Source organism: Pseudomonas sp. SWI36, assembly GCF_002948105.1.
GTDB lineage: Bacteria > Pseudomonadota > Gammaproteobacteria > Pseudomonadales > Pseudomonadaceae > Aquipseudomonas > Aquipseudomonas alloputida.
Genome location: NZ_CP026675.1, coordinates 897,339 through 922,750, shown reverse-complemented (window position 1 = coordinate 922,750; position 25,412 = coordinate 897,339). Strand labels below are relative to the sequence as shown.

Here is a 25,412-nt window from a genome sequence, read left to right as displayed (position 1 = left end):
GCTTCAGTTGCGCGCCGGGCGCAGCACCAGCCACAAGGCCAGGCCAATCAGCAGGCCGCCGTATAGGTGCGCCATCGACAACGGCTCATTCAGCAGCCATGCCCCCCACAATACGCCGAATACCGGGATCAGGAAGGTCACGGTGCTGGCTTTGACCGGTCCGATCTCGGCCAGCAGGCGGAAGTACAGGATGTAGGCAAAGGCGGTGCATAGTAGCCCCAGCCCCAGCAACGACAACCACACCTCCCAGCCCCCCCAGCTGGCGGGCGGTTGGGTGAGTGCGCTCCAGCCGAACAGCGGGGTCAGCATCAGCGTGGCGCCGAGCATGCTGCCCAGTGCGGAAAGACGGCTGTCCAGGCCGCTGATCCAGCGACGGGCGAGGAACCCGGCAAAGCCGTAGCAGGTGGTGGCCGCCAGGCAGGCGAGGGCGCCTTGCAGCAGGGCCATGTCCAGTGCCACCGGGCCGGCGCCGCTAAGGATGCCGACGCCGAACAGGCCAAGGAAGATGCCGCAGAGTTTGGCCAGGGTCATTGGCTCGCGGAAGAACAGTACGCCGACCAGCACGCCCATCAACGGGGTGGTGGCGTTGAAGATCGCCGAATAGCCGGCCGGCAGCACCTGGGCCGCCACCGAATAGAAGGTGGCGGGGATGCCGGAGTTGATCATGCCCAGCACCAGGCACGCGCCGAGCTTGCCCTGGAAGTCCCAGCGCACACGGGCGGCGGCCAGTATCACGATCAGGCCCAGACAGGCGATGGAGACCCGGAAGAACGCGGTCGGCACCGTGCCCAGTTCGGGGGCGATGATGCGCATGAACAGGAAACTCGCTCCCCAGACGGCGGCAAGGGTCAGCAGGCGGGCTAGGGCGATGGGGCTCACAACGGTCTCCGAAGGCAAGGCAGGGGCGCGAGTGTACGCCAGGGGGCGGGGGGATTCTTGTGCTTTCTTGCTGTGTAATTCCTCTTGGGCTGCGGGGCTCTGGGCAATGCAGCTGCAACTACAGCTCGGGCCTTCAATGGCAGTAACCGATGAAGCCAAGGGCGGCTAAGCTCTGTACTCAATCCCAGCTCCGAGGCCCCACGCATGTCCCAGCCCTGGCCCGCTGTCGAAATCGCCCGGATGATCCTCGCCGGCTTCGACGACTACCGCGATCATTTCCAGCGCATCACCCTTGGTGCTCGCCAGCGCTTCGAGCAGGCGCGCTGGCAGGATATCCAGCAGGCCGCCGCTGCCCGCATCAATCTCTACGAAGAGAAAGTCGCCGAAGTCAACGGTTGGCTGCGCCAGGCCTTTGCCGCAGAGGTGCTGCTGGATGTGGAACAGTGGCCGCTGGTGAAAAACGCCTATATCCACCTGATCGACCCCCGCCTGGACGACGAGCTGGCAGAGACCTGGTACAACTCGCTGTTTTGCAGCCTGTTCAGCCATGACCTGATCAGCGACGGCTGCATGTTCATCCACACTACCCGGCCTTCCATGCGCGGCCGCGAGCGCGCCGCGCAAACCCGTACCTATCGGCTTGATGGCAGTCTCAGGAACTTGCTGCGCGCGGTGTTCGCCGATTACCCATTCGACATGCCTTATGGCGACCTGGAAGGCGACCTGGCGCGGCTGGAAGAACAACTGCGCGAATGCCTGCCCGACTGGGTGTGCAAGGACCCGACGCTGGCCGTGGAGCTGTTTGTACCCGTGCTTTACCGCAACAAGGGGGCCTATCTGGTCGGCCGCCTGTACAACAGCGATGAGCAGTGGCCGTTGGTGATTCCCTTGCTGCACCGCGAGGGCCACGGCATCGAGGCCGATGCGTTGATTACCGACGAGGCCGAGGTGTCGATCATCTTTTCGTTCACCCGCTCTTACTTCATGGCCGATGTCCCGGTGCCCGCCGAGTTCGTCAATTTCCTCAAGCGCATCCTGCCGGGCAAGCACATTGCCGAGCTGTATACCTCGATCGGGTTCTACAAGCAGGGCAAGTCGGAGTTCTACCGCGCACTGATCAACCACCTGGCCAGCAGTGATGACCGCTTCGTCATGGCGCCAGGGGTGCGGGGCATGGTCATGAGCGTGTTCACCTTGCCCGGGTTCAATACGGTGTTCAAGATCATCAAGGACCGCTTCTCGCCATCGAAAACCGTGGATCGCGCCACGGTGATCGACAAGTATCGGCTGGTGAAGAGTGTCGACCGGGTGGGGCGTATGGCCGACACCCAGGAGTTTGCCGATTTTCGCTTTCCGCGCAGCAAGTTCGAGCCGGATTGCCTGGCCGAGTTGCTGGAGGTGGCACCGTCGACGGTGGCGCTGGAGGGCGACACAGTGCTGATCCGCCACTGTTGGACCGAGCGGCGCATGACGCCGTTGAACCTGTACCTGGAGCAGGCCACCGAGGGCCAGGTGCTGGAGGCACTGGAGGACTACGGCCTGGCCATCAAGCAACTGGCGGCGGCGAACATCTTCCCCGGCGACATGCTGCTGAAGAACTTCGGCGTGACCCGCCATGGCCGGGTCGTGTTCTACGACTATGACGAAATCAGTTTCCTGACCGAGGTGAATTTCCGCCACATCCCGCCACCGCGTTACCCGGAGGACGAAATGTCGGGCGAGCCGTGGTACTCGATCGGCCCGCATGATGTGTTTCCCGAAGAGTTTCCGCCGTTTCTGTTTGCCGATATGGGCCAGCGGCGGTTGTTCAGCCGCTTGCATGGGGAACTGTATGACGCGGATTACTGGAAGGGGCTGCAGGCGGCGATACGTGAAGGGAAAGTGATCGATGTGTTTCCGTATCGGCGCAAAGCCCGGTGAGTCAGCGCGAACAGGGCTGTCACTCCTTCAAACACTTCATCTCGCTCAAATGGGTACGCACCTTGCCCAACCGTTCCTGCAGGAACCTCCGTTGCTGCGGGGTGCTTTGCCGCACCAGGTCCACCAGCAGGCTGCGTGCCTGCTGCTCGCTATTCTGATACGCCGCCCGGTACTCGGGTGTCCACAAACTCTCCTTGCGCTGCAACAAAGTCGCCAGGCGCGGCTCGAAGCTGGAGTCGTTGCGCTGGTTCATCGCCAACAGCAATTGCTGTTGCCAGTGGGCACGGTTGGCGATCCATTCACGGTTCTGGTCACCCAGCGCTTGAGACCAGGCCTGGATGCGTTGCTTCTGTACCGCCGTCAACTCGCCAAACCATGGCGTCAGGCGTTTTTCCATGCGCTCGCTACGGCGGGCCATCTGTTTGGGCAATGGCGTATCCACATACTGCTTCTGCCGTTCACTGATGTCTTCGCGGAAGGCCTCACGCATCTGCGCTACCTGGTTGTCGCTCATGCCGCGCAGCAGTTCGGTGGCCGAAGGGGTGATTTCCTCGGCCACCCGACCAATCGCTTCACGGACCTCGCGGGTGCTTTGCTGCAGGGCCTGGTCGGTGACCTGATCGTCGGCGACCAGGTCACGTAGCCGATCGAGCCAGTCGAGGTAGCCGGGCAGTTGAGTCTTGCAATGCCAGGCCAGGTGCTCGCGCAACCGATCGTCCAGCAGCGCCCTTTGCTCGCAGTTCATGTCCAGGTAGTCGCTCAGCGACCACGGCACCAGGCGGTCGAGGTTGCGATAGGCCAGGTCGATGCGGCTGCAGGCGGCCAAGGCCAGGGCGAAGCCGATGGCGATAAGCAGGGCTTTGGGCAGGCGTAGCGGCATGTGCTGTTCCTTCCTCAGGCTGGCCAGAAGGTAGATGCAAGTGCGGCCTGGCGGTTCCACTGCATGAGTGGTCGGGCCATGTGGTGGCTTCAGGTGTAGAATAGCCGCCTTGTCTTGAGGATCATCGGAAATGGCTCTGCTTGGGCGTTACAACAGTTTGCAAATCGTGAAACACGTGGACTTCGGTCTGTACCTGGACGGCGGCGCCGATGGCGAAATCCTGCTGCCCGGGCGCTACATCCCGAAAAACGCCGAGACCGAGGTCGATGACTGGTTGAACGTGTTCATCTACCTGGACAGCGAAGACCAGCTGATCGCCACCACCGAGAAGCCCAAGGTGCAGGTTGGCGAGTTCGCCAGCCTGAAGGTCAAGGACATCAACGGTGCCGGTATCTTCCTGGACTGGGGCCTGTCCAAGGACTTGCTGATGCCGTACTCGGAAGAGGCTCGGCCACTGAAGATCGGTGATTACTGCGTGGTGCACGTGTACCTCGACAAGCGCACCCGCCGGATCACTGCCACGTCGCGCCTGGACCGCTACCTCGATGTCACCCCAGCCGACTACAAGTTTGGCCAGCCGGTCGAGCTGCTGGTGGCCGGCGAAACGCCGATGGGCTTCAAGGCCATTATCAACAACCGCCACTGGGGCCTGATCCACAAGAACGAGGTGTTCAAGTTCTTGCGCTCGGGCATGCACGAGAAGGGCTTCATCAAGGAAGTGCGCCAGGACGGCAAGATTTCACTGAGCCTGCAGCCGGTAGGCGCCGCCCTGGCGGACACCCTGCAAGAGCAGATCATGGCGCGCCTGGAAGCCGAAGGCGGGGTGTTGGGGGTGTGCGACAAGAGTGACCCTGCGTTGATCAGCAAGCTGTTCAACGTCAGCAAGGGCAACTTCAAGAAGGCCATTGGCGGATTGTTCAAGCAGGGCCTGATCGTCATCCATGACGATCGCATCGAGAAAGCCTGACGGCCTTATGCCTGTACGAAGTTGCGGAAGTCCAGCTGCTCGCCACCCGGACGGGTGTCGCGCAGCAGCGAGTCACGGTCGGCGCTGAGGGCCAGGCTGATGGTGGAGCGGCGCTTGCCAGGCTTGCGCACTTCCATTTGCTCAAGGTGAGCCTTGAGGAAATTGGTGGGCACCTTCAGGTGCTGCAGCTCATCGCTTTCCGGCGTGTGCAGCAGCAGGTTGACCCAGTCGGCCTGGCCCTTGCCCAGCAGTGCCACTGGCACTTCGAACCACCACAGGTTGCGTTTGCTGTCCAGAGTGGCGAACAGAGTATTGCTGCTGGTCAGCACCGGCCGGGCCAGTGCTTCGTTGCGCCGGGCGATGGCGGCGGGTTTGTCGAGTTTCATGCAGGTTCCTGCGCGTTGACGCTATGAAGGCCTGCATTGTGAGGGGTGGCACGGGGCGGAGCAAGGTTTGTGACTTGCGGTGCCAGTGCCGGCCTCTTCGCGGGCTTGGGCGGTATTCGCCTGCCGTTTTACCGTTCGGCTTCTGGCCGGGAAATCCGTTGAAACTCCTGGCCCAGGCGTTGGGTCAACCTTCTGTCGACACGGTTCACGTGTCTCCATTTGCAGGAGTTTTGCCATGAGCGGTACTAAAGACAAAGCGAAAGGCTTGGCCAACGAAGCGATCGGCAACGTGAAACAGGGTGTTGGCAAGGTGACCGACAACGACAAGCTGCGGGCCGAAGGCAAGGCGCAGGAGCTCAAAGGCGAGGCGCAGCAGGTCAAGGGCAATGTGAAGGATGCGGTGAAGAAACCTTGACTTGAGGCGGTGCCGGCCTCTTCTCGGGTGAACCCGCGAAGAGGCCGGCACTTATTCGTAAGCAAATTCTTCAACCACGGCCGGGAGCAGCACAGCTCGGGCACGGTCTATTAGACTTGCCTGTGTAACGATCAAGCGGCGAAAGGAGACGCTATGATTTTCCCCGACCTGCGCGGCTTGCCCCTGCACCGCGTGCTGGTTCGCACCGTCAAGGAATTCCTCGACGACGAGATGTCCACCTATGCCTCAGCGCTGGCCTACCAGGCGCTGTTCTCGCTATTCCCCTTCCTGTTGTTCCTGATTGCCCTGATCGGTTTCCTGCACTTGCCGGACTTTTTCTCCTGGCTGCGTCTGCAATCGGAACTGGTGTTGCCACCCCAGGCGCTGGAGCAGGTGAATCCGGTGATCGACCAGTTGCAGCAGTCCAAGGGTGGGCTGCTGTCGGTGGGTATCGTGATCGCCCTGTGGACCGCCTCCGCCGGCGTGCGCCTGATGATGAGCGCCATGAACGCCGCTTACGATGTGCCCGAAGGTCGCCCGGTGTGGAAGCGTATCCCGCTTTCCATTTTCTACACCGTGGGCCTGGCTGGGATGTTGCTGGCGGCCGCAGCGCTGATGGTGCTGGGCCCGCAGGTGATGGAATGGATAGCCGCCCAGATCGGCATGCAGGAGTTCATCGTCACACTGTGGACCATCCTGCGCTGGCCGGTGATCATCATTCTGCTGATGGTGGCAGTGGCCCTGATCTATTACGTGATGCCTGATGTGAAACAGCAGTTTCGCTTCATTACCCCGGGCTCGGTGCTGGCGGTTGTGGTGTGGATCGTGGCTTCACTGGGCTTTGCCTACTACGTGAAGACCTTTGCCGACTACAACGCCATGTACGGCAGCATTGGTGCAATCATCGTGCTGTTGCTGTATTTCTATATTTCGGCTGCCGTGCTGCTGCTCGGCGCCGAAATGAATGCGGTGATCGAGCACATGTCAGCCGAAGGCAAGAACCCGGGCGAGAAAGACTTCGACGGGGAAAAGCCCAAGGAAACCTTGACTGTACTGGGTCACGAGCACCCGAACCCGAGCAAGCCTCATAGCGTCGAGCCGAACCCCTGATGATCCGTGACATTCTCAAGATGGGCGACGAACGCCTGCTGCGCATCGCTCCGCCAGTGCCCGAGCACATGCTTGGCAGTGCCGAACTGCAGCAACTGATCGACGAAATGTTCGAAACCATGCGTCACGTCGGCGGTGTGGGCCTGGCCGCCCCGCAGGTCGGCATCGACCTGCAGTTGGTGATCTTCGGCTTCGAGCGCAGCGAGCGATACCCCGATGCCGAGGCAGTGCCACAGACCATTCTGCTGAATCCGGTCATCACCCCGACCTCCAGCGAGGTCGAGGACGGCTGGGAGGGTTGTCTGTCGGTGCCTGGCTTGCGCGGCGTGGTGCCGCGCTTCAAGCATATCTGCTACCAAGGGATCGACCCCCAGGGCAGCCCGATCAACCGCTTTGCCGATGGCTTCCATGCACGGGTGGTGCAACACGAGTGCGACCACTTGATCGGCCGGCTATACCCCTCGCGCATCCAGGACTTTGCCAAGTTCGGCTACACCGAGGTGCTGTTCCCTGGGCTTGAGGTCAGCGAGGACTGACCTCGCTGCAGGGCTACCAGGCGTTTGTTGCGCTGATAGCGTAGCAGGCGGCTGGCCAGGGCTTCTGGCAGGTGTTGTGCCAGGTCGAAACCCAGGCGCTGGTAGAAGGGCGTCAGGTCGGGATGACAGAACAGCCAGACGGGCCCGTCAACCTGCGCCAGCGCGGCCTCGACCAATCGCGCAGCCACCCCTTGGTTGCGCCGCTGCGGGGCGACGAACAGGCCCGTCAGCCAGAATCCCTCACCCACCGCACTCAGGCTCAGCCCGGCGATGATGCCAGGGGCCCGTGCTACCCACAGTTCGGCGTCGCTTGCTGCGCGCATGCGTGAGCTGTGCTGGCGGTAGAAGTGGTCCAGCAAACGGCGTTCTGTGTCCGAAAGCGTCGAACAGGAAAATTGTTCAGAAATGGTGAGTCCTACCCTGAAACGAGGCCAGAGGCTCTGGCCTGATGATTTGCGGCCACTTTGTCGCAGATTGTTGCAAAACCGGCAAGGGTGAATATCCGACTACGGGGTTCAACTATTGCTGGCCGGGAGTAGAATTTTGTTCATCCCCCCTGGCAGTACGAAGCGGGATCGGTACTTCGTGCCATCTAGACCCTAGATGACAACTTCTCCGCGCCGGATACGGCAATAGAAGTCAATCGATCAGCTTGAACGCTCAAAAGGCAAAACCACATGAAACCATTACTGATTCTTGCATTGGTCGGTATGTCCTCGTTCGCCCTCGCCGATGAGGCCAAACCCGTCTCCAGCGAGCCTGTGGCTCAGCAGTACGACTACTCGATGAACCTGGACATCAAGCGGGTGATCAACCTGTCGACCATCCCCAATGTCTGCGAAGTGGTACCTGCGACCATGACCTATGAAGACCATCAGGGCCAGGTGCACACCATTCAGTACCGGGCCATGGGTGAAGGTTGCCAGCAGGGTTGACTGGCGGTGCCCGCCACAGGGGCTGAAAACGCTGTGGCGGGCACTTGCTGGCCCTGACGCGATCTCCCGGGTGCTCCGCCAATACAGAATAATTTCCCCCGCCTGTCGAATCCTCCGCTTACCGTTCGACCATAGCTGAAGGCACGCTTCACACCGTGCCCCACCCCTATGATCTGTCGGAGGTACCCCCGATGAGCACCGCAGCCGAATCCGAAATCCGCCAATTGATCGAGCGCTGGATGCAAGCCGTGCGCGATCGCGACATCCCGGGCATCATCGCCCCCTACGCCGACGATATCGTCGCCTTCGATGCCATCCAGGCTCTGCAATTCAAAGGCAAGTCGGCCTACACGGCGCACTGGGAAATGTGCATGGGCATGTGCACCGGCCCCATGGTGTTCGAACTTGCCCAACTCACCGTGCACGCCGCTGGCGATCTGGCCCTGGCCCATTGGCTGAACCGCTGCGGCCCGGGCGACGACGAAAGCCAGTGCGGCTTCATGCGCGCCACGGTGGGCTATCGTCGTCAAGGCGGCCAGTGGCAGGTAATCCATGAACACTGGTCGGCGCCTTTCGACATGGAAACGCAAAAAGCGCTGTTCGATCTCAAGCCCTGAGCCGTTATCGCCAAACGCACTTTGCCAATACCCTGGAGGCGACCATGAAATACCTGTGCCTGGTCTATTGTGACGAAGGGCTGTTGCACAGCCTGCCCGACAGCCCGGCAGACGCCGAATGCATGGCCTACGCCGAAGCCATTCAGGGTTCCGGGCGCATGCTGGCGGCCGAGGCGCTGAAGCCGGTGCAGACGGCCACCACGGTACGCATGCGCAACGGACACATGAGCCTGACCGACGGCCCGTTCGCCGAAACCAAGGAGCAACTGGCGGGCTTTTACCTGGTGGAGGCCCGCGACCTCAACGAAGCGCTGAATATCGCCAAGGGCATCCCCGCCGCGCGGGTCGGCAGTGTCGAGGTGCGACCAGTGCGCGAGCTGCAACCCTGACAGCCAAGGAGAACCATCAGCATGAGCCTTGCACCCATTGCCCAGGCGCAACACGAGTTGTCCATCAGCCGCCTGATCGACGCACCACCGGCCAAAGTATTTCGCGCCTGGACCGAACCCCAGTGGCTGATGCAGTGGTGGGGGCCGCACGGCATGACCACCCCGGAGTGTGAAATGCAGCTGTGGGCCGGTGGCCTGTTTCGCACCCTGATGCGCGCGCCGGATGGCAGCGAGTACCCCAACCAGGGCGTCTTTCTGGAAATTGCCGCGCCACGCCGGCTGGTGTTCACCGATGCCTTCGGCCCCGGTTGGGTACCGTCGGACAAGGCCTTCATGACCGCGGTGATCAGCTTTGACGAGGAACAGGGCAAAACCCGCTACACCGCCCGTGCCTGGCACTGGAATGCCACCGACTGCCGGGCCCATGAAGAAATGGGCTTCCACCAGGGCTGGGGAGAAAGCCTGGACCGCCTGGTGGAGGTGGTGACCCAGCGGATGCCCGACTGATGGCCGCACTGGCCCAGGTGCGCGCCGAAGTCGAGGCTGTGTACCGGCAGGAGTCGCGGCGCATACTGGCGACACTGATCCGCTTGCTGGGTGATTTCGACCTGGCCGAGGAGGCCATGCATGATGCCTTCTTCATTGCCGTTGAACGCTGGCAACGCGACGGTATTCCCGCCAACCCGCGAGCGTGGCTGGTTTCTGTCGGGCGCTTCAAGGCCATCGACGCGCTGCGCCGGCGCGTCCGCTTCGACCGCTCCCAGGCGGACTTGAGCATGCTGCTGGAGGGGCAGGCGCAGGACCCCAGTGAAGAAGAGCTGCTGGCGGATGACCGCCTGCGGCTGATCTTCACCTGTTGCCATCCGGCCCTGTCGGCCGACGCTCAGGTGCCATTGACGCTTCGCGAAGTCTGCGACCTGACCACTGAGCAGATCGCCCGGGCCTTTCTGCAAAGCCCGGCCACCATCGCCCAACGTATCGTGCGCGCCAAGGCCAAGATCCGTGACGCGGGCATACCGTACCAGGTACCGGAGCTGAATGAGCTGCCCGAGCGCCTGGAAAGCGTGTTGCGGGTGATCTACCTGGTGTTCAACGAGGGCTATTCGGCGTCATCGGGCGAGACACTGCTACAGCAGGCGCTGAGCGATGAAGCCATTCGCCTGGCGCGGTTGCTGGTGCAGTTGCTGCCCGACCCGGAGGCGGTCGGCCTGCTGGCGTTGATGTTGCTGCAGGCGTCCCGGCAGCGGGCGCGCATCGATGGCCAAGGCGATTTGGTGGTTCTGGAGCAGCAGGACCGTAGCTTGTGGGACCGGCAGTTCATTGCCGAGGGCTGTGCTCTGGTGCGCCAGGCCCTGCAGAGCCGTGCATTCGGGGCCTATACCGTCCAGGCGGCGATTGCTGCCGTGCATGCCGAAGCGGCGACGGCTGAAGAGACGGACTGGGGAGAAATCGTCGGGCTGTATGACGTGTTGCAGCGGTATTGGCCATCAGCGGTGGTGGCGCTTAACCGCGCGGTGGCCCTGGCGAAGCGGGATGGGCCGGAGGTTGGCTTGCGGGAAGTCGAAGGGATTCTGGCGCGGGGGGAGTTGCTGGACTATCACCTGGCACATGCGGCACGCGCCGAGTTGCATTGCCAGCTGGGACAGGTGCAAGAGGCGCGTGCGGCCTGGCAGCAGGCGCTGGCCTTGACCCGGCAGGCGCCTGAACGGCGGCATATCGAGCGGCGTTTGCAGGCTATCGAATGATGTGGGGTGTGCCGGCCGCTTCGCGGGCAAGCCCGCTCCCTCAGGGTGCCTGCTAAATCAACGCGTTAGCGGGTTACCCAGGAGAGCAGCCTTGAAGAAGAAGCTGGCTGCATCACACTTCAGCTCGCCACAAAGTTCGGCGGCGATACCAGCTCGACGGTCTGCTGCTTGCGCGGCGCCAGGATCTCGGCTTCACCCGCGACCACCAGCTCGTCGTTCTGGTTGTACACATTGGTGGCGATGCGCACCTTGAACTTGGGCAGCTTCTCGAGGATTTCCAGGCGCACGGTCAGGGTGTCGCCGATTTTCACCGGTTTCTGGAAGCTCATCTGCTGGCCCAGGTAGATGGTGCCAGGGCCAGGCAGGGTGCAGGCCACTGCCGCACTGATCAGCGCGCCGCTGAACATGCCATGGGCAATACGTTCGCGGAACATGCTCTTGGCGGCGAACTCAGCATCCAGGTGAACCGGGTTGTGGTCACCGGACATCGCGGCGAACAGCTGAATGTCGCGTTCTTCAACGGACTTCTTGTACTCGGCCTTCTGGCCGACTTCGAGGGCTTCGTAAGGCGTGTTGGTGACCTGGGACATCGATGCTTCCTTAAGCGTTGGGCGAGGGCGGCTATCATTCACTGCGCGCAGGGCGGCCAAGGGCCAGCGCCTGTTCCAGCCAGCCGAGAATATCGGCGATGACCTCGCCACGGTTGGTTTCGTTGAGTACTTCATGCCGCGCCTCAGGATAGATGCGCAGCTGTACATGTCGGTTGCCGGTCGCGCGCAGGGCGTCGGCCAGATGGGTGAGACGCTTGCCGGCACTGACCGGATCACATTCACCGCCGATCACCAGCATCGGCAGGTTGGGATCGATCTGCGCGAGGTTACCCGGCTGACTGATCTGCGCCAAGCCTTGCAGCAGATCGAGCCACAACTGGTTGGTGCAGCGAAAGCCGCACAACGGGTCATTCACGTACTGATCGACCTCGCCCGGGTCGCGGCTGAGCCAGTCGAAGGCCGTGCGGTTGGGCTTGAAGGCGTTGTTGAACGAACCGAAGGACAACCATTCGATCAGTGCACTCTTGCCCAGTGGCCCCTGGCGCCAGGACTCCAGCCGGGCAATCAGCCGCGCAAGGCGGTACAGCACGGCCGGTTGGTAGTTGGAACCGCTGAGGATCGCCCCGTGCAGGCTGCCACTGTGATGCAGCAGGTACGCCTGGGCGATGTAGCTGCCCATGCTGTGGCCGAACAGGAACAGCGGCGTGCACGGGAACTGCTGGCCTATGTGCTGGGCCACACACCCAAGGTCGTTGACCACGGCATTCCAGCCATGATGGCGGGCGAACAGGCCGAGGTTGCCCAGTTCGGCCGTGCGCCCGTGGCCACGCTGATCGGCAGCGAACAGGGCAAAGCCGGCCTCGCTCAGGGCCTGGCCCAGGCGCTGGTAGCGCCCGGCATGCTCGGCCATGCCATGGGCCAGCAGCACCACGGCCTTTACCGGTGTGGCCGGCAGCCATTGGTGTACGTACAGGCTGCAGTGCTCACTGGCGGGCAGCCAGAAGGCGTCGTGAGGCATGGCGGGTCCTTGTGCGCGCGGTTACCCGAACAGTGTATGCACAACGGGCCAGATTGCAGGAGGGGCACAAATAAGATTCACAATGTTAATGGCGGCACTTGGCGTATATGCCACCTTGGGTTTACCTGCTAACGTCGAATCAACGCCTTTTCGCCAGCAGGCGGTCAGGTAAAGGACTAAAGGACGCAGTGCAGGTCCAGGCAGAGGAACAATAATAAATGCAAGCCGACTTCTGGAATGACAAGCGCCCGGCAGGCGTGCCTTCCACCATCGACATCAATGCCTACGCCTCGGTCGTCGAGGTGTTCGAGCGCTCCTGCAAGCGCTTTGCCGACCGCCCGGCGTTCAGCAACCTGGGCGTGACCCTCAGCTACGCGGAACTGGAGCGCCATTCGGCAGCCTTCGCTGCCTGGTTGCAGCAGCACACCGACCTCAAACCGGGTGAGCGCATCGCCGTACAGATGCCCAATGTGCTGCAGTACCCCATCGCCGTCTTCGGTGCCATGCGCGCCGGGCTGATCGTGGTCAATACCAACCCGCTGTACACCGAGCGCGAGATGCGCCACCAGTTCAAGGACAGTGGCGCGCGTGCGCTGGTGTACCTGAACATGTTCGGCAAGCGCGTGCAGGAGGTGCTGCCCGATACCGGTATCGAGTACCTGATCGAGGCAAAGATGGGCGACCTGCTGCCGGCCGCCAAGGGCTGGCTGGTCAACACCGTGGTCGACAAGTTGAAGAAGATGGTACCGGCCTACCGGTTGCCCCAGGCGGTGCCGTTCAAGCAGGTGCTGCGCGAGGGCCGCGGGCTGTCGCCCAAACCGGTGTCGCTGAACCTCGATGACATCGCGGTGCTGCAGTACACCGGCGGCACCACCGGCCTGGCCAAGGGCGCGATGCTCACCCATGGCAACCTGGTGGCCAACATGCTGCAGGTGCTGGCCTGCTTCTCGCAGCACGGCCCCGATGGGCAGAAGCTGCTGAAGGACGGCCAGGAAGTGATGATCGCGCCGCTGCCGCTGTACCACATCTATGCCTTCACCGCGAATTGCATGTGCATGATGGTCACCGGCAACCATAATGTGCTGATTACCAACCCGCGGGATATTCCCGGCTTCATCAAGGAGCTGGGCAAGTGGCGTTTCTCTGCCTTGCTGGGCCTCAATACCCTGTTTGTCGCACTGATGGACCACCCGGGCTTCCGTCAGCTGGACTTCTCGGCGCTGAAGGTCACCAACTCTGGTGGCACAGCGCTGGTCAAGGCCACCGCCGAGCGCTGGGAAGACCTTACCGGGTGCCGCATCGTTGAAGGCTACGGCCTGACAGAAACCTCGCCGGTGGCCAGCACCAACCCCTACGGCCAGCTGGCGCGTCTGGGTACCGTGGGCATCCCCGTGGCGGGTACTGCGTTCAAGGTCATCGATGATGAGGGCAACGAACTGCCGCTGGGCGAGCGGGGCGAGCTTTGCATCAAAGGCCCGCAGGTCATGAAGGGGTACTGGCAGCAGCCCGAGGCAACGGCCCAGGCACTGGATGCAGAAGGCTGGTTCAAGACCGGTGATATCGCGGTGATCGACCCGGACGGCTTCACCCGCATCGTCGACCGCAAGAAGGACATGATCATCGTCTCGGGCTTCAACGTGTACCCCAACGAAATCGAGGATGTGGTGATGGGGCATCCCAAGGTCGCCAACTGTGCGGCTATCGGTGTGCCGGACGAGCGTTCCGGCGAGGCGGTCAAGCTGTTCGTGGTGCCGCGCGAGGGGGGCTGAGCGTTGATGAGCTGAAGGCCTACTGCAAGGCCAACTTCACCGGCTACAAAGTACCCAAGCACATCGTGCTGCGCGAATCGTTGCCCATGACGCCGGTGGGCAAGATTTTGCGGCGGGAGTTGCGTGATATAGCGTGATACCGGGATGGCTTCTTCGCGGGTAAACCCGCTCCTGCATCGCCCAATGTAGGAGCGGGTTTACCCGCGAATGCCTTAAACCGCTCTAACAGGCTCTATACAGCCTTATCTGCGACATTTTGGATAATTACTCTAAAAATGACCTGTATTGTTCATTGAGTCATTTTTGTGACCGTAAGGCCTGTTTTGGCCTCTAGGCGACCCCAGACAAAGCTGTTACTCTCGGCCCGCTTCCAGATGATCCGGTTTGCAACGAACCGTCATCTCATATCAATAATAAGCGCATCGACGCGTGAATCGAACTTCGCTGTTGCTGAAGGAGTGGGCTTCCATGATCGAAAATTTTTGGAAGGATAAGTACCCAGCCGGGATTACGGCGGAAATCAATCCTGACGAATTCCCCAATATCCAGGCAGTACTCAAGCAATCCTGCCAACGCTTTGCCGACAAACCGGCCTTTAGCAACCTGGGCAAGACTATCACTTATGGCGAGTTGTATGCGTTGTCGGGGGCGTTTGCCGCCTGGCTGCAGCAGCATACCGACCTCAAGCCGGGTGACCGCATTGCCGTGCAACTGCCCAATGTCCTGCAATACCCGGTCGCGGTCTTCGGTGCCATGCGTGCCGGGCTGATCGTAGTCAACACCAACCCGCTGTACACCGCGCGGGAGATGGAACACCAGTTCAACGACTCGGGTGCCAAGGCCTTGGTGTGCCTGGCCAACATGGCCCACCTGGCCGAAAAAGTGGTGCCCAAAACCCAGGTCAGGCACGTTATCGTCACTGAAGTGGCCGACCTGCTGCCACCACTCAAGCGCCTGCTGATCAACAGCGTGATCAAGTACGTGAAGAAGATGGTGCCGGCCTACAACCTGCCGCAGGCCGTGCGTTTCAATGACGCCCTGGCGCTGGGCAAGGGCCAGCCCGTGACCGAAGCCAACCCGCAGGCCAACGACGTGGCGGTGCTGCAGTACACCGGCGGTACCACCGGTGTGGCCAAAGGCGCCATGCTGACCCACCGCAACCTGGTGGCCAACATGCTGCAGTGCCGTGCACTGATGGGCGCCAACCTGCACGAAGGCTGCGAAATCCTCATCACCCCGCTGCCGCTGTACCACATCTATGCGTTTACCTTCCATTGCATGGCGATGATGCTGATCGGCAACCACAACGTGCTGATCAGCAACCCGCGAGACTTGCCGGCGATGGTCAAGGAACTGGGCAAGTGGAAGTTCAGCGGCTTTGTGGGCCTCAACACCTTGTTCGTTGCCCTGTGCAACAACGAGGCGTTCCGAGCCCTGGATTTCTCGGCGCTGAAAATCACCCTGTCGGGCGGTATGGCCTTGCAGCTAAGCGTGGCCGAGCGCTGGAAGGCCGTTACCGGTTGCGCCATCTGCGAAGGCTATGGCATGACCGAAACCAGCCCGGTGGCGGCGGTGAACCCCTCGGAAGCGAACCAGGTGGGCACCATCGGTATTCCGGTGCCGTCGACCCTGTGCAAGGTCATCGACGACGCTGGCAATGAGTTGCCGCTTGGCGAAGTGGGCGAGCTGTGTGTCAAGGGCCCGCAGGTGATGAAGGGCTACTGGCAGCGTGAAGATGCCACGGCCGAGATTCTCGACAGCGAAGGCTGGCTGAAGACCGGCGACATCGCCGTGATCCAGGCGGACGGCTACATGCGCATCGTCGACCGCAAGAAAGACATGATCCTGGTCTCGGGCTTCAACGTATACCCCAACGAGCTGGAAGACGTGTTGGCGGCCCTGCCGGGCGTGCTGCAGTGCGCAGCCATCGGTGTGCCGGACGAGAAGTCGGGTGAAGTGATCAAGGTCTTCATCGTGGTCAAGCCGGGCATGACCGTGACCAAGGAGCAGGTGATGGAGCACATGCGTGCCAACGTTACCGGCTACAAGGTACCGCGCCACATCGAGTTCCGCGATTCGCTGCCGACCACCAACGTGGGCAAGATCCTGCGCCGCGAACTGCGTGATGAAGAGCTCAAGAAGCAAGGCTTGAAGAAGATCGCCTGACCACAAGCCTGCACGCTCAGTGTGGGCGCGGCCTCGTGTCGCGAAAGGGCCGCGACGCGGCCCTGGGATTTCGGCGGTGATGCAACGATGGCTGGGGGCGCTTTGCGCCCCTTTCGCGACACAAGGCCCCACAATAAGATGCGGCGCCGTCTTCAGACATTGTGAGCCCCGGTAGGAGCGGGTTTACCCGCGAATACGGTAGTGGCGACAACGGTGAACGGCGGGTGGAGATCGGTCAGCAGGGCCGGCCCTTTCGCGGGTAAACCCGCTCCTACATCCGCGCAACTCAGCGCAGCTTCTCGAGCATCTGGTAATACCACATCCCCGCCGCCAGCAGCGGGTTCCCCAGCAAGTCCCCCATCGGCACTCGCACATGCTTGCACTGGGCGAAGGTGTCGAACTTCTCCAGCGTCCCGGTCAACGCTTCGGCCATGATCTCGCCCATGATGTGGCTGGTGGCAATGCCATGCCCCGAGTAACCCTGGCAGTACCACACGTTGTCCGACAGCTTGCCCAACTGCGGGATGCGGTTGACCACGATGCCCATGGCGCAGCTCCACTGGAACTCGATCGGCACCCCCTTCAATGCCGGGAAGGTGCGTTCGATGCAGGGGCGCAATTCGCCTTCGATGTCCCGTGAATCCTTGCCCGAGTAGTTGGCGCCGCCGCCGAACAGCAGGCGCTTGTCGGCCGTCAGGCGGTAGTAGTCGAGGACGAAGCGGCAGTCGTACACCGCCAGGTCCTGCGGGTTGATCTGCTCGGCCAGCTCACCCAGCGGCGCGGTGGTGACGATACCGCCCATGGCTGGGAAGATCTTGCCCTTGAGCTGGCGCTTTTCCAGCTTGTGATACACATCGCCGGCCAACATCACCTGGCGTGCCTCCACCCGGCCGTGGGCGGTAACCACCGCCGGGCGCGGGCCATGGACGATGTCCAGCACTTCGGAATTTTCGAATATCAGTGCACCCAGGCCATGCGCGGCACGGGCTTCGCCCAGGCACAGGTTGAGTGGGTGCAGGTGCAGGTTGCGCAGGTTCTTCAACGCACCCAGATAAAGCGGGCTTTGCAGATGCTCGGCCACTGCAGCGCGATCGAGCAATTGCACCTGATCGCCCATGCCGCGGCGCTGTGCTTCGGCCTCGAACGCACGCAGTTCGTTCATGTGCGAAGGCTTCATGGCTGCATGCAGGTGGCCACGCTTGAGGTCGCAATCGATGCCATAGCGCGCCACGCGCTGCTCGATCACCTGGTGCCCGCGCCAGCGCAAGTGCCAGATGAAGTCGTCAACTTCGGCGCCCAGGTGGTTGCGCATCTGCGAGCGCATGGCCTCGTCGCCCGACAGGCTGCCGGTCACCTGGCCGCCGTTGCGCCCGCTGGCGCCCCAGCCGATACGGTTGGTTTCGACGATGGCGACCTTCAGGCCGCGCTCGGCCAGTTCAACCGCCGTGGCCACGCCCGTAAAGCCACCGCCGATGATCGCCACATCCACCTGCACCGTGCCTTTGAGTTGCGGGTACGCAGTGTGGTCGTTGAGGGTGGCGCTGTAGTAGGACGGCGCGCGCTGCGCCGGGCCGTTGTTCAATGCTGCGTTCATGGGTGTTCCTTGTTATTTAGGGGCTCAGGCCTGGTGCAGGTACCAGCGCCAGTCCTGTTCGCTGACTTCGGCCATGAACTGGCGGTACTCGGCGCGCTTGACCTTCAGGTACACGCCAAGGAAGTCTTCGCCCAATGCTTCACGGGCCCAATCGGAATGTTGCAGGGCGTCGAGTGCGGTCAGCCAGTCAGTGGGCAGGTGTTCGGTGGCCTGGGCATAGCCGTTGCCTTCAACGGGCGCGCCTGGGTCAAGCTGTTCGCGGATGCCCCAGTGGCTGGCAGCAAGGATCGCCGCTGCAGCCAGGTAAGGGTTGGCATCTGCGCCACAGATGCGGTGCTCCACATGGCGGCTGTTGGCAGGGCCTCCTGGCACACGCAGGCTCACGGTGCGGTTGTCCACGCCCCAGGTTGGCGCCAGGGGCGCATAGCTGTTGGCCTGGAAGCGGCGGAAGGAGTTGGCGTTGGGGCAGAACAGCAGCAGCGAGTCGCGCAGGTGGCGCAGCATGCCGGCCACGGCCTGGCGCAGCAGCGGGGTGCCGGCCTTGTCTTCGCTGGCGAACAGGTTGTTGCCGGCGCTGTCGGCCAGGCTCAGGTGCATGTGCATGCCGGTGCCGGCCAGTTGGGCGAATGGCTTGGCCATGAAGCAGGCCTGCATGCCGTGGGCATGGGCCACACCTTTTACCAGGCGCTTGTAGCGCACCGCCTGGTCCATTGCCTGCAGCGCATCGCCATGCTCCAGGGTGATTTCCACCTGGCCCGGGGCGTACTCGGAAATGGCCGTGCGCGCCGGGATGCCTTGGGCCTTGCAGGCAGCGTACAGGTCGGCGAGGAACGGTTCGATCTGCTCCAGTTCGCGCAGGCCATAGACCTGGGTGCTGCGTGGGCGGCCGCCATCGTTGTCCAGTGCCGGTTGTGGGCGGCCCTGGGCATCACGCTGCTGGTCAAGCAGGTAGAACTCCAGCTCGCAGGCCATCACCGGGTGATAACCGTCAGCCTTCAGCGCTTCGATGGTGCGCAGCAGCACATGGCGTGGGTCCGCGATGCTGGCCGGCAGCCCCTCGCTGGGGTGCATGCTCACCTGCACTGCGGCGGTGGGGACCCGGCGCCAGGGCAGGCGCACCAGGCTGCCGTCAAGCGGGTAGGCACGGCAGTCGATATCGCCGACGTCCCACACCAGGCCGGAGTTTTCCACGTCGTCGCCATTGAGGGTCAGGCCAAGGATGGTGCTGGGCAGTGGCCGGCCTGTCTGGTACACGGCCAGCAGTTCCTCGCGGTGCAACAGCTTGCCGCGTGGCACACCGTTGGCGTCGAGGATGAACAGTTCGAACAGCTCGATATCGGGGTTGTCGGCCAGAAAACGGGTAGCCTGCTCTACAGGGGCAAAGTGCATGATCAATTCGCTCATAGACGCGCAGGGCCACCGCGCAAGCAGGCGGCCCGGTTGAGTCAAACGGCCAGACGCTGGCCGGGTTTGGTCACAATGGCGTGAGCGAGGTGTCCGGTGGGCGCGCGTGACGGCAGTGCCACAAGGCCCAGAAGGCGAGGATGATGTGGACCAGCGGATTTTCCCCGGCACGGCTCCGGGCCTTCGGTAGCGAAGGGCGGGACGACGGTGGGGCGATGGGCTGGGCGGGAGTCATGCCTTTGATACTCACATGCGGCGTAAGGTTGATTAAAGCAGTGAATGGCAACCTTTACATCGCACTCGGCTAAACATTCGTGTTGAAAGCATCACGGTCAAAGTGGGAGCAACTGTCTTGCTCAATTTCTGAAAGCTGGCGTGATCCCTGTGGGAGCGGGCATGCCCGCGAACACCGGCAAGGCCGGTGCCATGCAACGCGGTGGCTGCTTCGCGGGCTCGCCCGCTCCCACAGGAGACCGCGCAAGTACCGAGCGTTGAGCACGCCTTGAGCAACTGCGCCACCCGCCGCTGCCGTTCGCCAAGTGCAATCTGTCCCAGGACGCCACCTTTGTGCGGCCTTGCGTCGCGAAAGGGCCGCGTAGCGGACCCCGGCCATCAGCGACCACGCAGAAATTGCTGGGGCCGCTTTGCGGCCCTATCGCGACACAAGGCCGCTCCCACAGGAAGCGTGCAGGCAGCAGAGAATCCGCAAATCTGCGACAATCGCCCGACTTTCCGAATGCCGATCATGAAAAAGCAGGCTCACCTGCATCACTAAAAAGCCCCATGACTGACCACGCCATCGACAAACTGCTGCAAAACCTCGACCACGCCATGATTGCCGACCGCCATCGCCTGCGCCGGCAACTGCACGAACTGCGCAAGCGCCCCGACGAGGCGAAGCTGGCGCAGTGGGTGGAGAAGGTCCAGGCCTCCTGCGCTCAGGTCACCGCGCGTCAGCAGAGCGTGCCGACCGTACGCTACGACGACAACCTGCCCATCGCCGCCAAGCGTGACGAAATCAAGAAGGCCTTGGCCGAAAACCAGGTATTGGTGATCGCCGGCGAAACCGGCTCTGGCAAGACGACCCAGTTGCCGAAAATCTGCCTGGAGCTTGGCCGTGGCAGCCATGGGTTGATCGCCCATACCCAGCCACGCAGGATCGCAGCGCGTAGCGTGGCCGCGCGAGTCGCCGAAGAGCTGGGCACGCCCTTGGGCGCGCTGGTCGGCTACCAGGTGCGTTTCGAAGACCAGAGCGATTCCAATACCTTGGTCAAGCTGATGACCGACGGCATCCTCCTGGCCGAAACCCAGCACGACCGCTTCCTTGAACGCTATGACACGATCATCGTCGACGAAGCGCACGAGCGCAGCCTGAACATCGACTTCCTGCTCGGCTACCTGAAAACGTTGCTGCATCGCCGACCGGACCTGAAACTGATCATCACCTCGGCCACCATCGACCTGGAGCGCTTCTCCAGGCACTTCGACGGTGCGCCGATCATCGAGGTGTCCGGGCGCACCTTCCCGGTGGACACCTGGTACCGCCCGCTGACCAGCGAGCAGGACGAAGAGGGCAACCAGATCGAGGACGACCTAACCGTCGATCAGGCCATCCTTGCCACCCTCGACGAGCTGGCGCAGCACGAACGCAGCGAAGGCAAGGGCCCGGGCGATGTGCTGATCTTCCTGCCGGGCGAGCGGGAAATCCGTGATGCCGCCGAGATCCTGCGCAAGGCGCAACTGCGCCATACCGAGATTTTGCCGCTGTACGCGCGCCTGTCGCCGGCCGAGCAGCAGCGTATCTTCCAACCGCACACCGGGCGCCGCGTGGTGCTGGCCACCAACGTCGCCGAAACCTCGCTGACCGTGCCTGGCATCCGCTATGTGATTGACACCGGTACTGCGCGCATCAGCCGCTACAGCTACCGCGCCAAGGTCCAGCGCCTGCCGATCGAGGCAGTGTCACAGGCCAGTGCCAACCAGCGTAAAGGCCGTTGCGGCCGGGTCGAGCCGGGCATTTGCGTGCGTCTCTACAGCGAAGAGGACTTCAACAGCCGGCCAGCGTTTACCGACCCGGAGATTCTGCGCACCAACCTGGCGGCGGTGATCCTGCAGATGTTGCACCTGCGCCTGGGCGCAATCGATGCCTTCCCGTTCATCGAGCCGCCGGATGGCAAAGCCATCAGCGACGGCTTCAACCTGTTGCAGGAGCTTTCGGCGGTCAACCGCGAGAACCAGCTGACGCCAATTGGCCGCCAGCTGGCGCGCTTGCCGATCGATCCGCGGCTGGGCCGCATGCTGCTTGAAGGCGCGCGCCTGGGCAGCCTGCAGGAAGTGCTGATCGTCACCAGCGCGCTGTCGGTGCAGGACCCGCGTGAACGCCCTCCAGAACGCCAGCAGGCCGCCGATCAGGCGCACGCACAGTGGAAGGACGTGGACTCGGACTTCGCTGCACTGGTCAACCTGTGGCGCGGCTTCGAGGAACAACGCCAGGCGCTGACCGCCAACCCGCTGCGCAACTGGTGCCGCAAGCAGTTCCTGAACTACTTGCGGCTGCGCGAGTGGCGCGATGCTCATCGTCAGTTGGCGCTGATTTGCCGTGACCTGCAGCTGACGGTGAACAAGGAACCGACCGATTACCAGAAGATGCACAAGGCAATCCTCAGCGGGCTGCTCAGCCAGATTGGCCAGAAGACCGAAGAGGGCGACTACCAGGGCGCCCGTCAGCGGCGCTTCTGGGTGCATCCTTCGTCGGGCCTGGGGCGCAAGCGCCCGCAGTGGGTCATGGCTGCCGAGCTGGTCGAAACCACCAAGCTGTATGCGCGCATGGTGGCCAAGATCGAGCCGGACTGGATCGAACCGCTGGCCGGCCACCTGATCAAGAAAAACCATTTCGAGCCGCACTGGGAGAAGAAGCGCGGGCAGGTAGTGGCCTACGAGCAGATCACCCTCTACGGGCTGATCCTGGTCGGCCGCCGGCCAGTGCACTACGGCCCGATCGACCCGGCGACCTCGCGCGAGCTGTTTATCCGCGAAGGCCTGGTGGGTGGCGAAATCCAGTCGCGGGCCAAGTGCCTGGCGGCCAACAAGCGCCTGCTTGAAGAGCTGGACGAGCTGGAAGCCAAGGCTCGCCGGCGTGACATCCTGGCTGACGAAGAAACGCTGTACGCTTTCTACGACGCGCGCCTGCCGGCGGAAATCCACCAGACGGCGACCTTCGACAGTTGGTACCGCATGGGCAGCCAGAAGGACGCCAACCTGCTGATCATGCGCGAGGAGGACGTGCTGGCCCGCGAGGCCAGCGAAGTGACCGCCGCACAGTATCCCGACAGTATGCAGGTGGGCGATCTGCGCCTGCCGCTGAGCTACCACTTCGAGCCCGGCCACCCCCGTGATGGTGTAACGGTGCGGGTGCCGGCACCGCTGTTGCCGAGCCTGCCGGGCGAGCGCCTGGAGTGGCTGGTGCCGGGCCTGCTGGAGGCCAAGTGCGTGGCGCTGGTGCGCAACCTGCCCAAGGCCCTGCGCAAGAACTTTGTCCCGGTGCCAGACTTCGTCAAGGCTTCGCTGGCGCGCATGACCTTCGGCCAAGGGGCGCTGCCACAGGCCCTGGGCCAGGAGCTGCTGCGCATGACCGGTGCGCGTGTGTCGGATGAGGCCTGGGACGAGTCGGTCAACCAGGTCGAGGGCCACCTGCGCATGAACATCGAAGTGGTCGATGGCCAGGGCAAGTTCCTTGGCGAAGGCCGCGACCTGGCGGAACTGACCGCGCGCTTTGCTGCCGCCAGCCAGGCTGCCCTGGCCGTGCCGCGTGACGCCAAGGGTGAGCAGCCGGTGCAGGCCAAGGCCTTCAGCGAAGTGAAGCAGACCGCCCAGCAGAAGATCGCCGGCCTGTCGATGACCGTGTACCCGGCGCTGGTGGAAGACAACGGCACTGTGCGTGAAGGGCGCTTCTCGACCCAGGCCGAAGCCGAGTTTCAGCACCGCCGCGCCTTGCAACGGCTGTTGCTGCAGCAACTGGCCGAGCCGGCCAAGTTCCTGCGCGGCAAGCTGCCGGGGTTGACCGAGCTGGGCCTGCTGTACCGTGAAATGGGGCGGGTAGAGGCGCTGGTCGAAGACATTCTGCTGGCCAGCCTGGACAGTTGCATCCTTGAAGGCGAACAACCGTTGCCACGTGATGGTGCGGCCTTGGCCGCGCTGGCTGAACGCAAGCGCGGCAGCTGGGCCGAGCATGCCGAGCGCCTGGCAAGGCAGACCCTGGAAGTGCTGAAGCTGTGGCATGGTCTGCAGAAACGCTTCAAGGGCAAGATCGACCTGAGCCAAGCGGTGGCACTGAACGACATCAAGCAGCAGCTAGGCAACCTGGTGTACCCGGGCTTCGTACGCGAAACGCCTGGGGTGTGGTTCAAGGAGTTGCCGCGTTACCTCAAGGCGGTTGAATTGCGCCTCGAGAAACTCGGCTCGCAAGTACAGAAGGACCGGGTGTGGAGCGGCGAATTGGCCAACCTGTGGGCGCAGTACAAGGCCCGTGCCGACAAGCATGCCCAGGAAGGCAAGCGCGATGAGCAACTGACCGTGTACCGCTGGTGGCTGGAAGAATATCGAGTGTCGCTGTTTGCCCAGCAGTTGGGGACCAAGGTGCCGATTTCTGACAAGCGATTGAGCAAACAATGGAGTCAGGTGGAAGGCTAACCTCCATTATTTGTGGCAAACTTTGGGGCGTTTGGGGCCGCTTTGCGGCCCTTGGCGGATAAGCCCGCCGCGCGGGGGTAAACGTATGCCCCTGAATTGGCACTAAAGTGCCATTAACCTGTCATGTTTCCAGCCAGCGCCCCGTGGCGATGGCCTTTGACCAGAGGAACGACCGTGCATAACGTCGTGATCAGCGGCACCGGCCTGTACACCCCGGCCCAGAGCATTTCCAACGAAGAGCTGGTGGCTTCCTTCAATGCCTGGTCGCAGCAGTTCAACCAGGACAACGCTGCCGCCATCGAGCGCGGTGAAGTCGAGGCGGCGCCGCTCTCTGACGCGGCGTTTATCGAAAAGGCCTCGGGCATCAAGAGCCGCTTTGTCATGGACAAGGCCGGTATCCTCGACCCGCAGCGCATGAAGCCGCGCCTGCCCGAGCGCAGCAACGATGAACCGTCGGTGCTGTGTGAAATGGCCGTGGCCGCTGCCCGCCAGGCCCTGGAGCGCGCAGGCCGAACGGCGGCCGATGTCGACGGGGTGATCGTCGCCTGCTCCAACTTGCAGCGCCCTTACCCGGCGATCGCCATCGAAGTGCAACAGGCACTGGGTGTCCAGGGCTTTGCCTTCGACATGAACGTGGCCTGCTCGTCGGCCACCTTCGGTATCCAGACCGCCGCCAACAGCGTAGCGCTGGGCCAGGCGCGGGCGGTGCTGATGGTCAACCCCGAAGTGTGCACCGGCCACCTCAACTTCCGTGACCGCGACAGCCATTTCATTTTTGGCGATGCCGCCACCGCCGTGTTGCTGGAGCGTGCCGACCAGGCCACTTCGGCGCACCAGTTCGACATCGTGAGCAGCAAGCTCTGGACTGAGTTCTCCAACAACATCCGCAACAACTTCGGCTTCCTCAACCGTGCGGCGGAAGAGGGCGAAGGCGCTGCGGACAAGCTGTTCATCCAGGAAGGCCGCAAGGTGTTCCGCGAGGTGTGCCCGAAGGTGGCCGAGCTGATCGGTGAGCATCTGCAGGAGAATGGGCTGCAACCGGGCGACGTGAAGCGCTTCTGGCTGCACCAGGCCAACCTCAGCATGAACCAGCTGATCGTCAAGAAGCTGTTGGGGCGTGAAGTGGCCGTGGAAGAGGCACCGGTGATTCTGGACCGTTACGCCAATACCAGCTCGGCGGGGTCGGTGATTGCCTTCCACCTGTACCAGGATGACCTGGCCAAGGGCTCGTTGGGCGTGTTGAGCTCGTTTGGTGCGGGGTATTCGATTGGTAGTGTGATTCTGCGCAAGCGCTGATTCATCAGGCGCCTGTTACGGCCTCTTCGCGGGCTTGCCCGCTCCCACAGGTACAGCACAGTTCTCAAGGTCTGTGGTGATTCTGTGGGAGCGGGCAAGCCCGCGAAGGGGCCGGCGCATTTCACACAGGCAAAAAGAAGCGGGAA

Annotated in this window: 21 protein-coding genes and 1 pseudogene; 14 read left to right on the top strand and 8 right to left on the bottom strand. The window is 62.7% G+C overall.

Translation table 11 applies throughout. The features are described 5' to 3' along the window. Window positions 1-3: 3 nt before the first annotated feature. Complete coding sequence (locus tag C4Q27_RS04570; protein ID WP_064491827.1) at window positions 4-879, bottom strand: DMT family transporter; 876 nt, start codon at window positions 877-879, stop codon at window positions 4-6. Between the two features lie 204 nt (window positions 880-1,083). Between C4Q27_RS04570 and aceK the strand changes: the two genes are divergently transcribed. Continuing rightward, complete coding sequence (gene aceK / locus C4Q27_RS04565; RefSeq protein ID WP_020190624.1) at window positions 1,084-2,799, top strand: bifunctional isocitrate dehydrogenase kinase/phosphatase; 1,716 nt, start codon at window positions 1,084-1,086, stop codon at window positions 2,797-2,799. 19 nt (window positions 2,800-2,818) lie between these two features. On the opposite strand, the gene C4Q27_RS04560 is transcribed toward aceK, so the two are convergent. Beyond that, window positions 2,819-3,679: a DUF6279 family lipoprotein gene (locus tag C4Q27_RS04560; RefSeq protein WP_104886550.1), complete on the bottom strand. Its 861-nt coding sequence runs from the start codon at window positions 3,677-3,679 to the stop codon at window positions 2,819-2,821. Window positions 3,680-3,809: 130 nt separating this feature from the next. Here C4Q27_RS04560 and C4Q27_RS04555 point away from each other — a divergent pair, with 130 nt between their 5' ends. Continuing rightward, window positions 3,810-4,646, top strand: a complete 837-nt coding sequence (locus tag C4Q27_RS04555; protein WP_104886549.1) for a S1 RNA-binding domain-containing protein — start codon at window positions 3,810-3,812, stop codon at window positions 4,644-4,646. A gap of 5 nt (window positions 4,647-4,651) precedes the next feature. On the opposite strand, the gene C4Q27_RS04550 is transcribed toward C4Q27_RS04555, so the two are convergent. Next, complete coding sequence (locus C4Q27_RS04550) at window positions 4,652-5,032, bottom strand: hypothetical protein (protein ID WP_014590048.1); 381 nt, start codon at window positions 5,030-5,032, stop codon at window positions 4,652-4,654. Between the two features lie 235 nt (window positions 5,033-5,267). Here C4Q27_RS04550 and C4Q27_RS04545 point away from each other — a divergent pair, with 235 nt between their 5' ends. From C4Q27_RS04545 to def, 3 genes are all read left to right on the top strand, one after another. Then, window positions 5,268-5,447, top strand: coding sequence for a CsbD family protein (locus C4Q27_RS04545; RefSeq protein WP_012051514.1), 180 nt, complete (start codon window positions 5,268-5,270; stop codon window positions 5,445-5,447). A 153-nt stretch (window positions 5,448-5,600) separates the two neighbouring features. Next, window positions 5,601-6,557 carry a YihY/virulence factor BrkB family protein gene (locus C4Q27_RS04540; RefSeq protein WP_003254637.1) on the top strand — a complete coding sequence of 319 codons (957 nt, stop codon included), beginning with the start codon at window positions 5,601-5,603 and terminating at the stop codon, window positions 6,555-6,557. Continuing rightward, window positions 6,557-7,093: a peptide deformylase gene (def, locus tag C4Q27_RS04535; RefSeq protein WP_104886548.1), complete on the top strand. Its 537-nt coding sequence runs from the start codon at window positions 6,557-6,559 to the stop codon at window positions 7,091-7,093. Before C4Q27_RS04540 ends, def begins: the two co-directional genes overlap by 1 nt. Here the strand turns inward: def and C4Q27_RS04530 are convergent. Continuing rightward, window positions 7,048-7,416, bottom strand: a complete 369-nt coding sequence (locus C4Q27_RS04530; RefSeq protein WP_231114276.1) for a GNAT family N-acetyltransferase — start codon at window positions 7,414-7,416, stop codon at window positions 7,048-7,050. The genes def and C4Q27_RS04530 overlap by 46 nt on opposite strands. Window positions 7,417-7,770: 354 nt before the next feature. On the opposite strand from C4Q27_RS04530, the gene C4Q27_RS04525 reads away from it, so the two are divergent. From C4Q27_RS04525 to C4Q27_RS04505, 5 genes are all read left to right on the top strand, one after another. Continuing rightward, window positions 7,771-8,028 carry a DUF2790 domain-containing protein gene (locus C4Q27_RS04525; RefSeq protein WP_003254632.1) on the top strand — a complete coding sequence of 86 codons (258 nt, stop codon included), beginning with the start codon at window positions 7,771-7,773 and terminating at the stop codon, window positions 8,026-8,028. Between the two features lie 191 nt (window positions 8,029-8,219). Further along, entirely contained in the window at window positions 8,220-8,645 is a 426-nt protein-coding gene (locus tag C4Q27_RS04520) for a nuclear transport factor 2 family protein (protein ID WP_010955229.1), read from the top strand. 44 nt (window positions 8,646-8,689) lie between these two features. Further along, a complete protein-coding gene (locus C4Q27_RS04515; RefSeq protein WP_014590052.1) occupies window positions 8,690-9,034 on the top strand; it encodes a YciI family protein in 345 nt (114 codons plus the stop codon). A 21-nt stretch (window positions 9,035-9,055) separates the two neighbouring features. Continuing rightward, window positions 9,056-9,541 (top strand): SRPBCC family protein, encoded by a 486-nt coding sequence (locus C4Q27_RS04510; protein ID WP_014590053.1) that lies wholly within the window; start codon window positions 9,056-9,058, stop codon window positions 9,539-9,541. Then, a complete protein-coding gene (locus C4Q27_RS04505; protein ID WP_064491824.1) occupies window positions 9,541-10,779 on the top strand; it encodes an RNA polymerase sigma factor in 1,239 nt (412 codons plus the stop codon). Before C4Q27_RS04510 ends, C4Q27_RS04505 begins: the two co-directional genes overlap by 1 nt. 119 nt (window positions 10,780-10,898) lie before the next feature. On the opposite strand, the gene C4Q27_RS04500 is transcribed toward C4Q27_RS04505, so the two are convergent. Then, window positions 10,899-11,369 carry a MaoC family dehydratase gene (locus C4Q27_RS04500; RefSeq protein WP_003254624.1) on the bottom strand — a complete coding sequence of 157 codons (471 nt, stop codon included), beginning with the start codon at window positions 11,367-11,369 and terminating at the stop codon, window positions 10,899-10,901. A 34-nt stretch (window positions 11,370-11,403) separates the two neighbouring features. Then, window positions 11,404-12,348, bottom strand: coding sequence for an alpha/beta hydrolase (locus C4Q27_RS04495; protein WP_020190616.1), 945 nt, complete (start codon window positions 12,346-12,348; stop codon window positions 11,404-11,406). A 218-nt stretch (window positions 12,349-12,566) separates the two neighbouring features. On the opposite strand from C4Q27_RS04495, the pseudogene fadD2 reads away from it, so the two are divergent. After that, window positions 12,567-14,254, top strand: a pseudogene (fadD2, locus tag C4Q27_RS04490) (long-chain-fatty-acid--CoA ligase FadD2). A 331-nt stretch (window positions 14,255-14,585) separates the two neighbouring features. Next, a complete protein-coding gene (gene fadD1, locus C4Q27_RS04485) occupies window positions 14,586-16,283 on the top strand; it encodes a long-chain-fatty-acid--CoA ligase FadD1 (RefSeq protein ID WP_003254620.1) in 1,698 nt (565 codons plus the stop codon). 286 nt (window positions 16,284-16,569) lie between these two features. On the opposite strand, the gene C4Q27_RS04480 is transcribed toward fadD1, so the two are convergent. Next, window positions 16,570-17,877 carry an FAD-binding oxidoreductase gene (locus tag C4Q27_RS04480; RefSeq protein WP_064491823.1) on the bottom strand — a complete coding sequence of 436 codons (1,308 nt, stop codon included), beginning with the start codon at window positions 17,875-17,877 and terminating at the stop codon, window positions 16,570-16,572. A 24-nt stretch (window positions 17,878-17,901) separates the two neighbouring features. Continuing rightward, on the bottom strand, window positions 17,902-19,266 hold the full coding sequence (locus C4Q27_RS04475) for a glutamine synthetase family protein (RefSeq protein WP_010955221.1): 1,365 nt from the start codon (window positions 19,264-19,266) through the stop codon (window positions 17,902-17,904). 798 nt (window positions 19,267-20,064) lie between these two features. Between C4Q27_RS04475 and hrpA the strand changes: the two genes are divergently transcribed. Next, window positions 20,065-23,970 carry an ATP-dependent RNA helicase HrpA gene (gene hrpA, locus C4Q27_RS04465; protein ID WP_104886546.1) on the top strand — a complete coding sequence of 1,302 codons (3,906 nt, stop codon included), beginning with the start codon at window positions 20,065-20,067 and terminating at the stop codon, window positions 23,968-23,970. Between the two features lie 174 nt (window positions 23,971-24,144). After that, window positions 24,145-25,266: a beta-ketoacyl-ACP synthase III gene (locus C4Q27_RS04460; protein WP_104886545.1), complete on the top strand. Its 1,122-nt coding sequence runs from the start codon at window positions 24,145-24,147 to the stop codon at window positions 25,264-25,266. Window positions 25,267-25,412 lie beyond the last annotated feature (146 nt).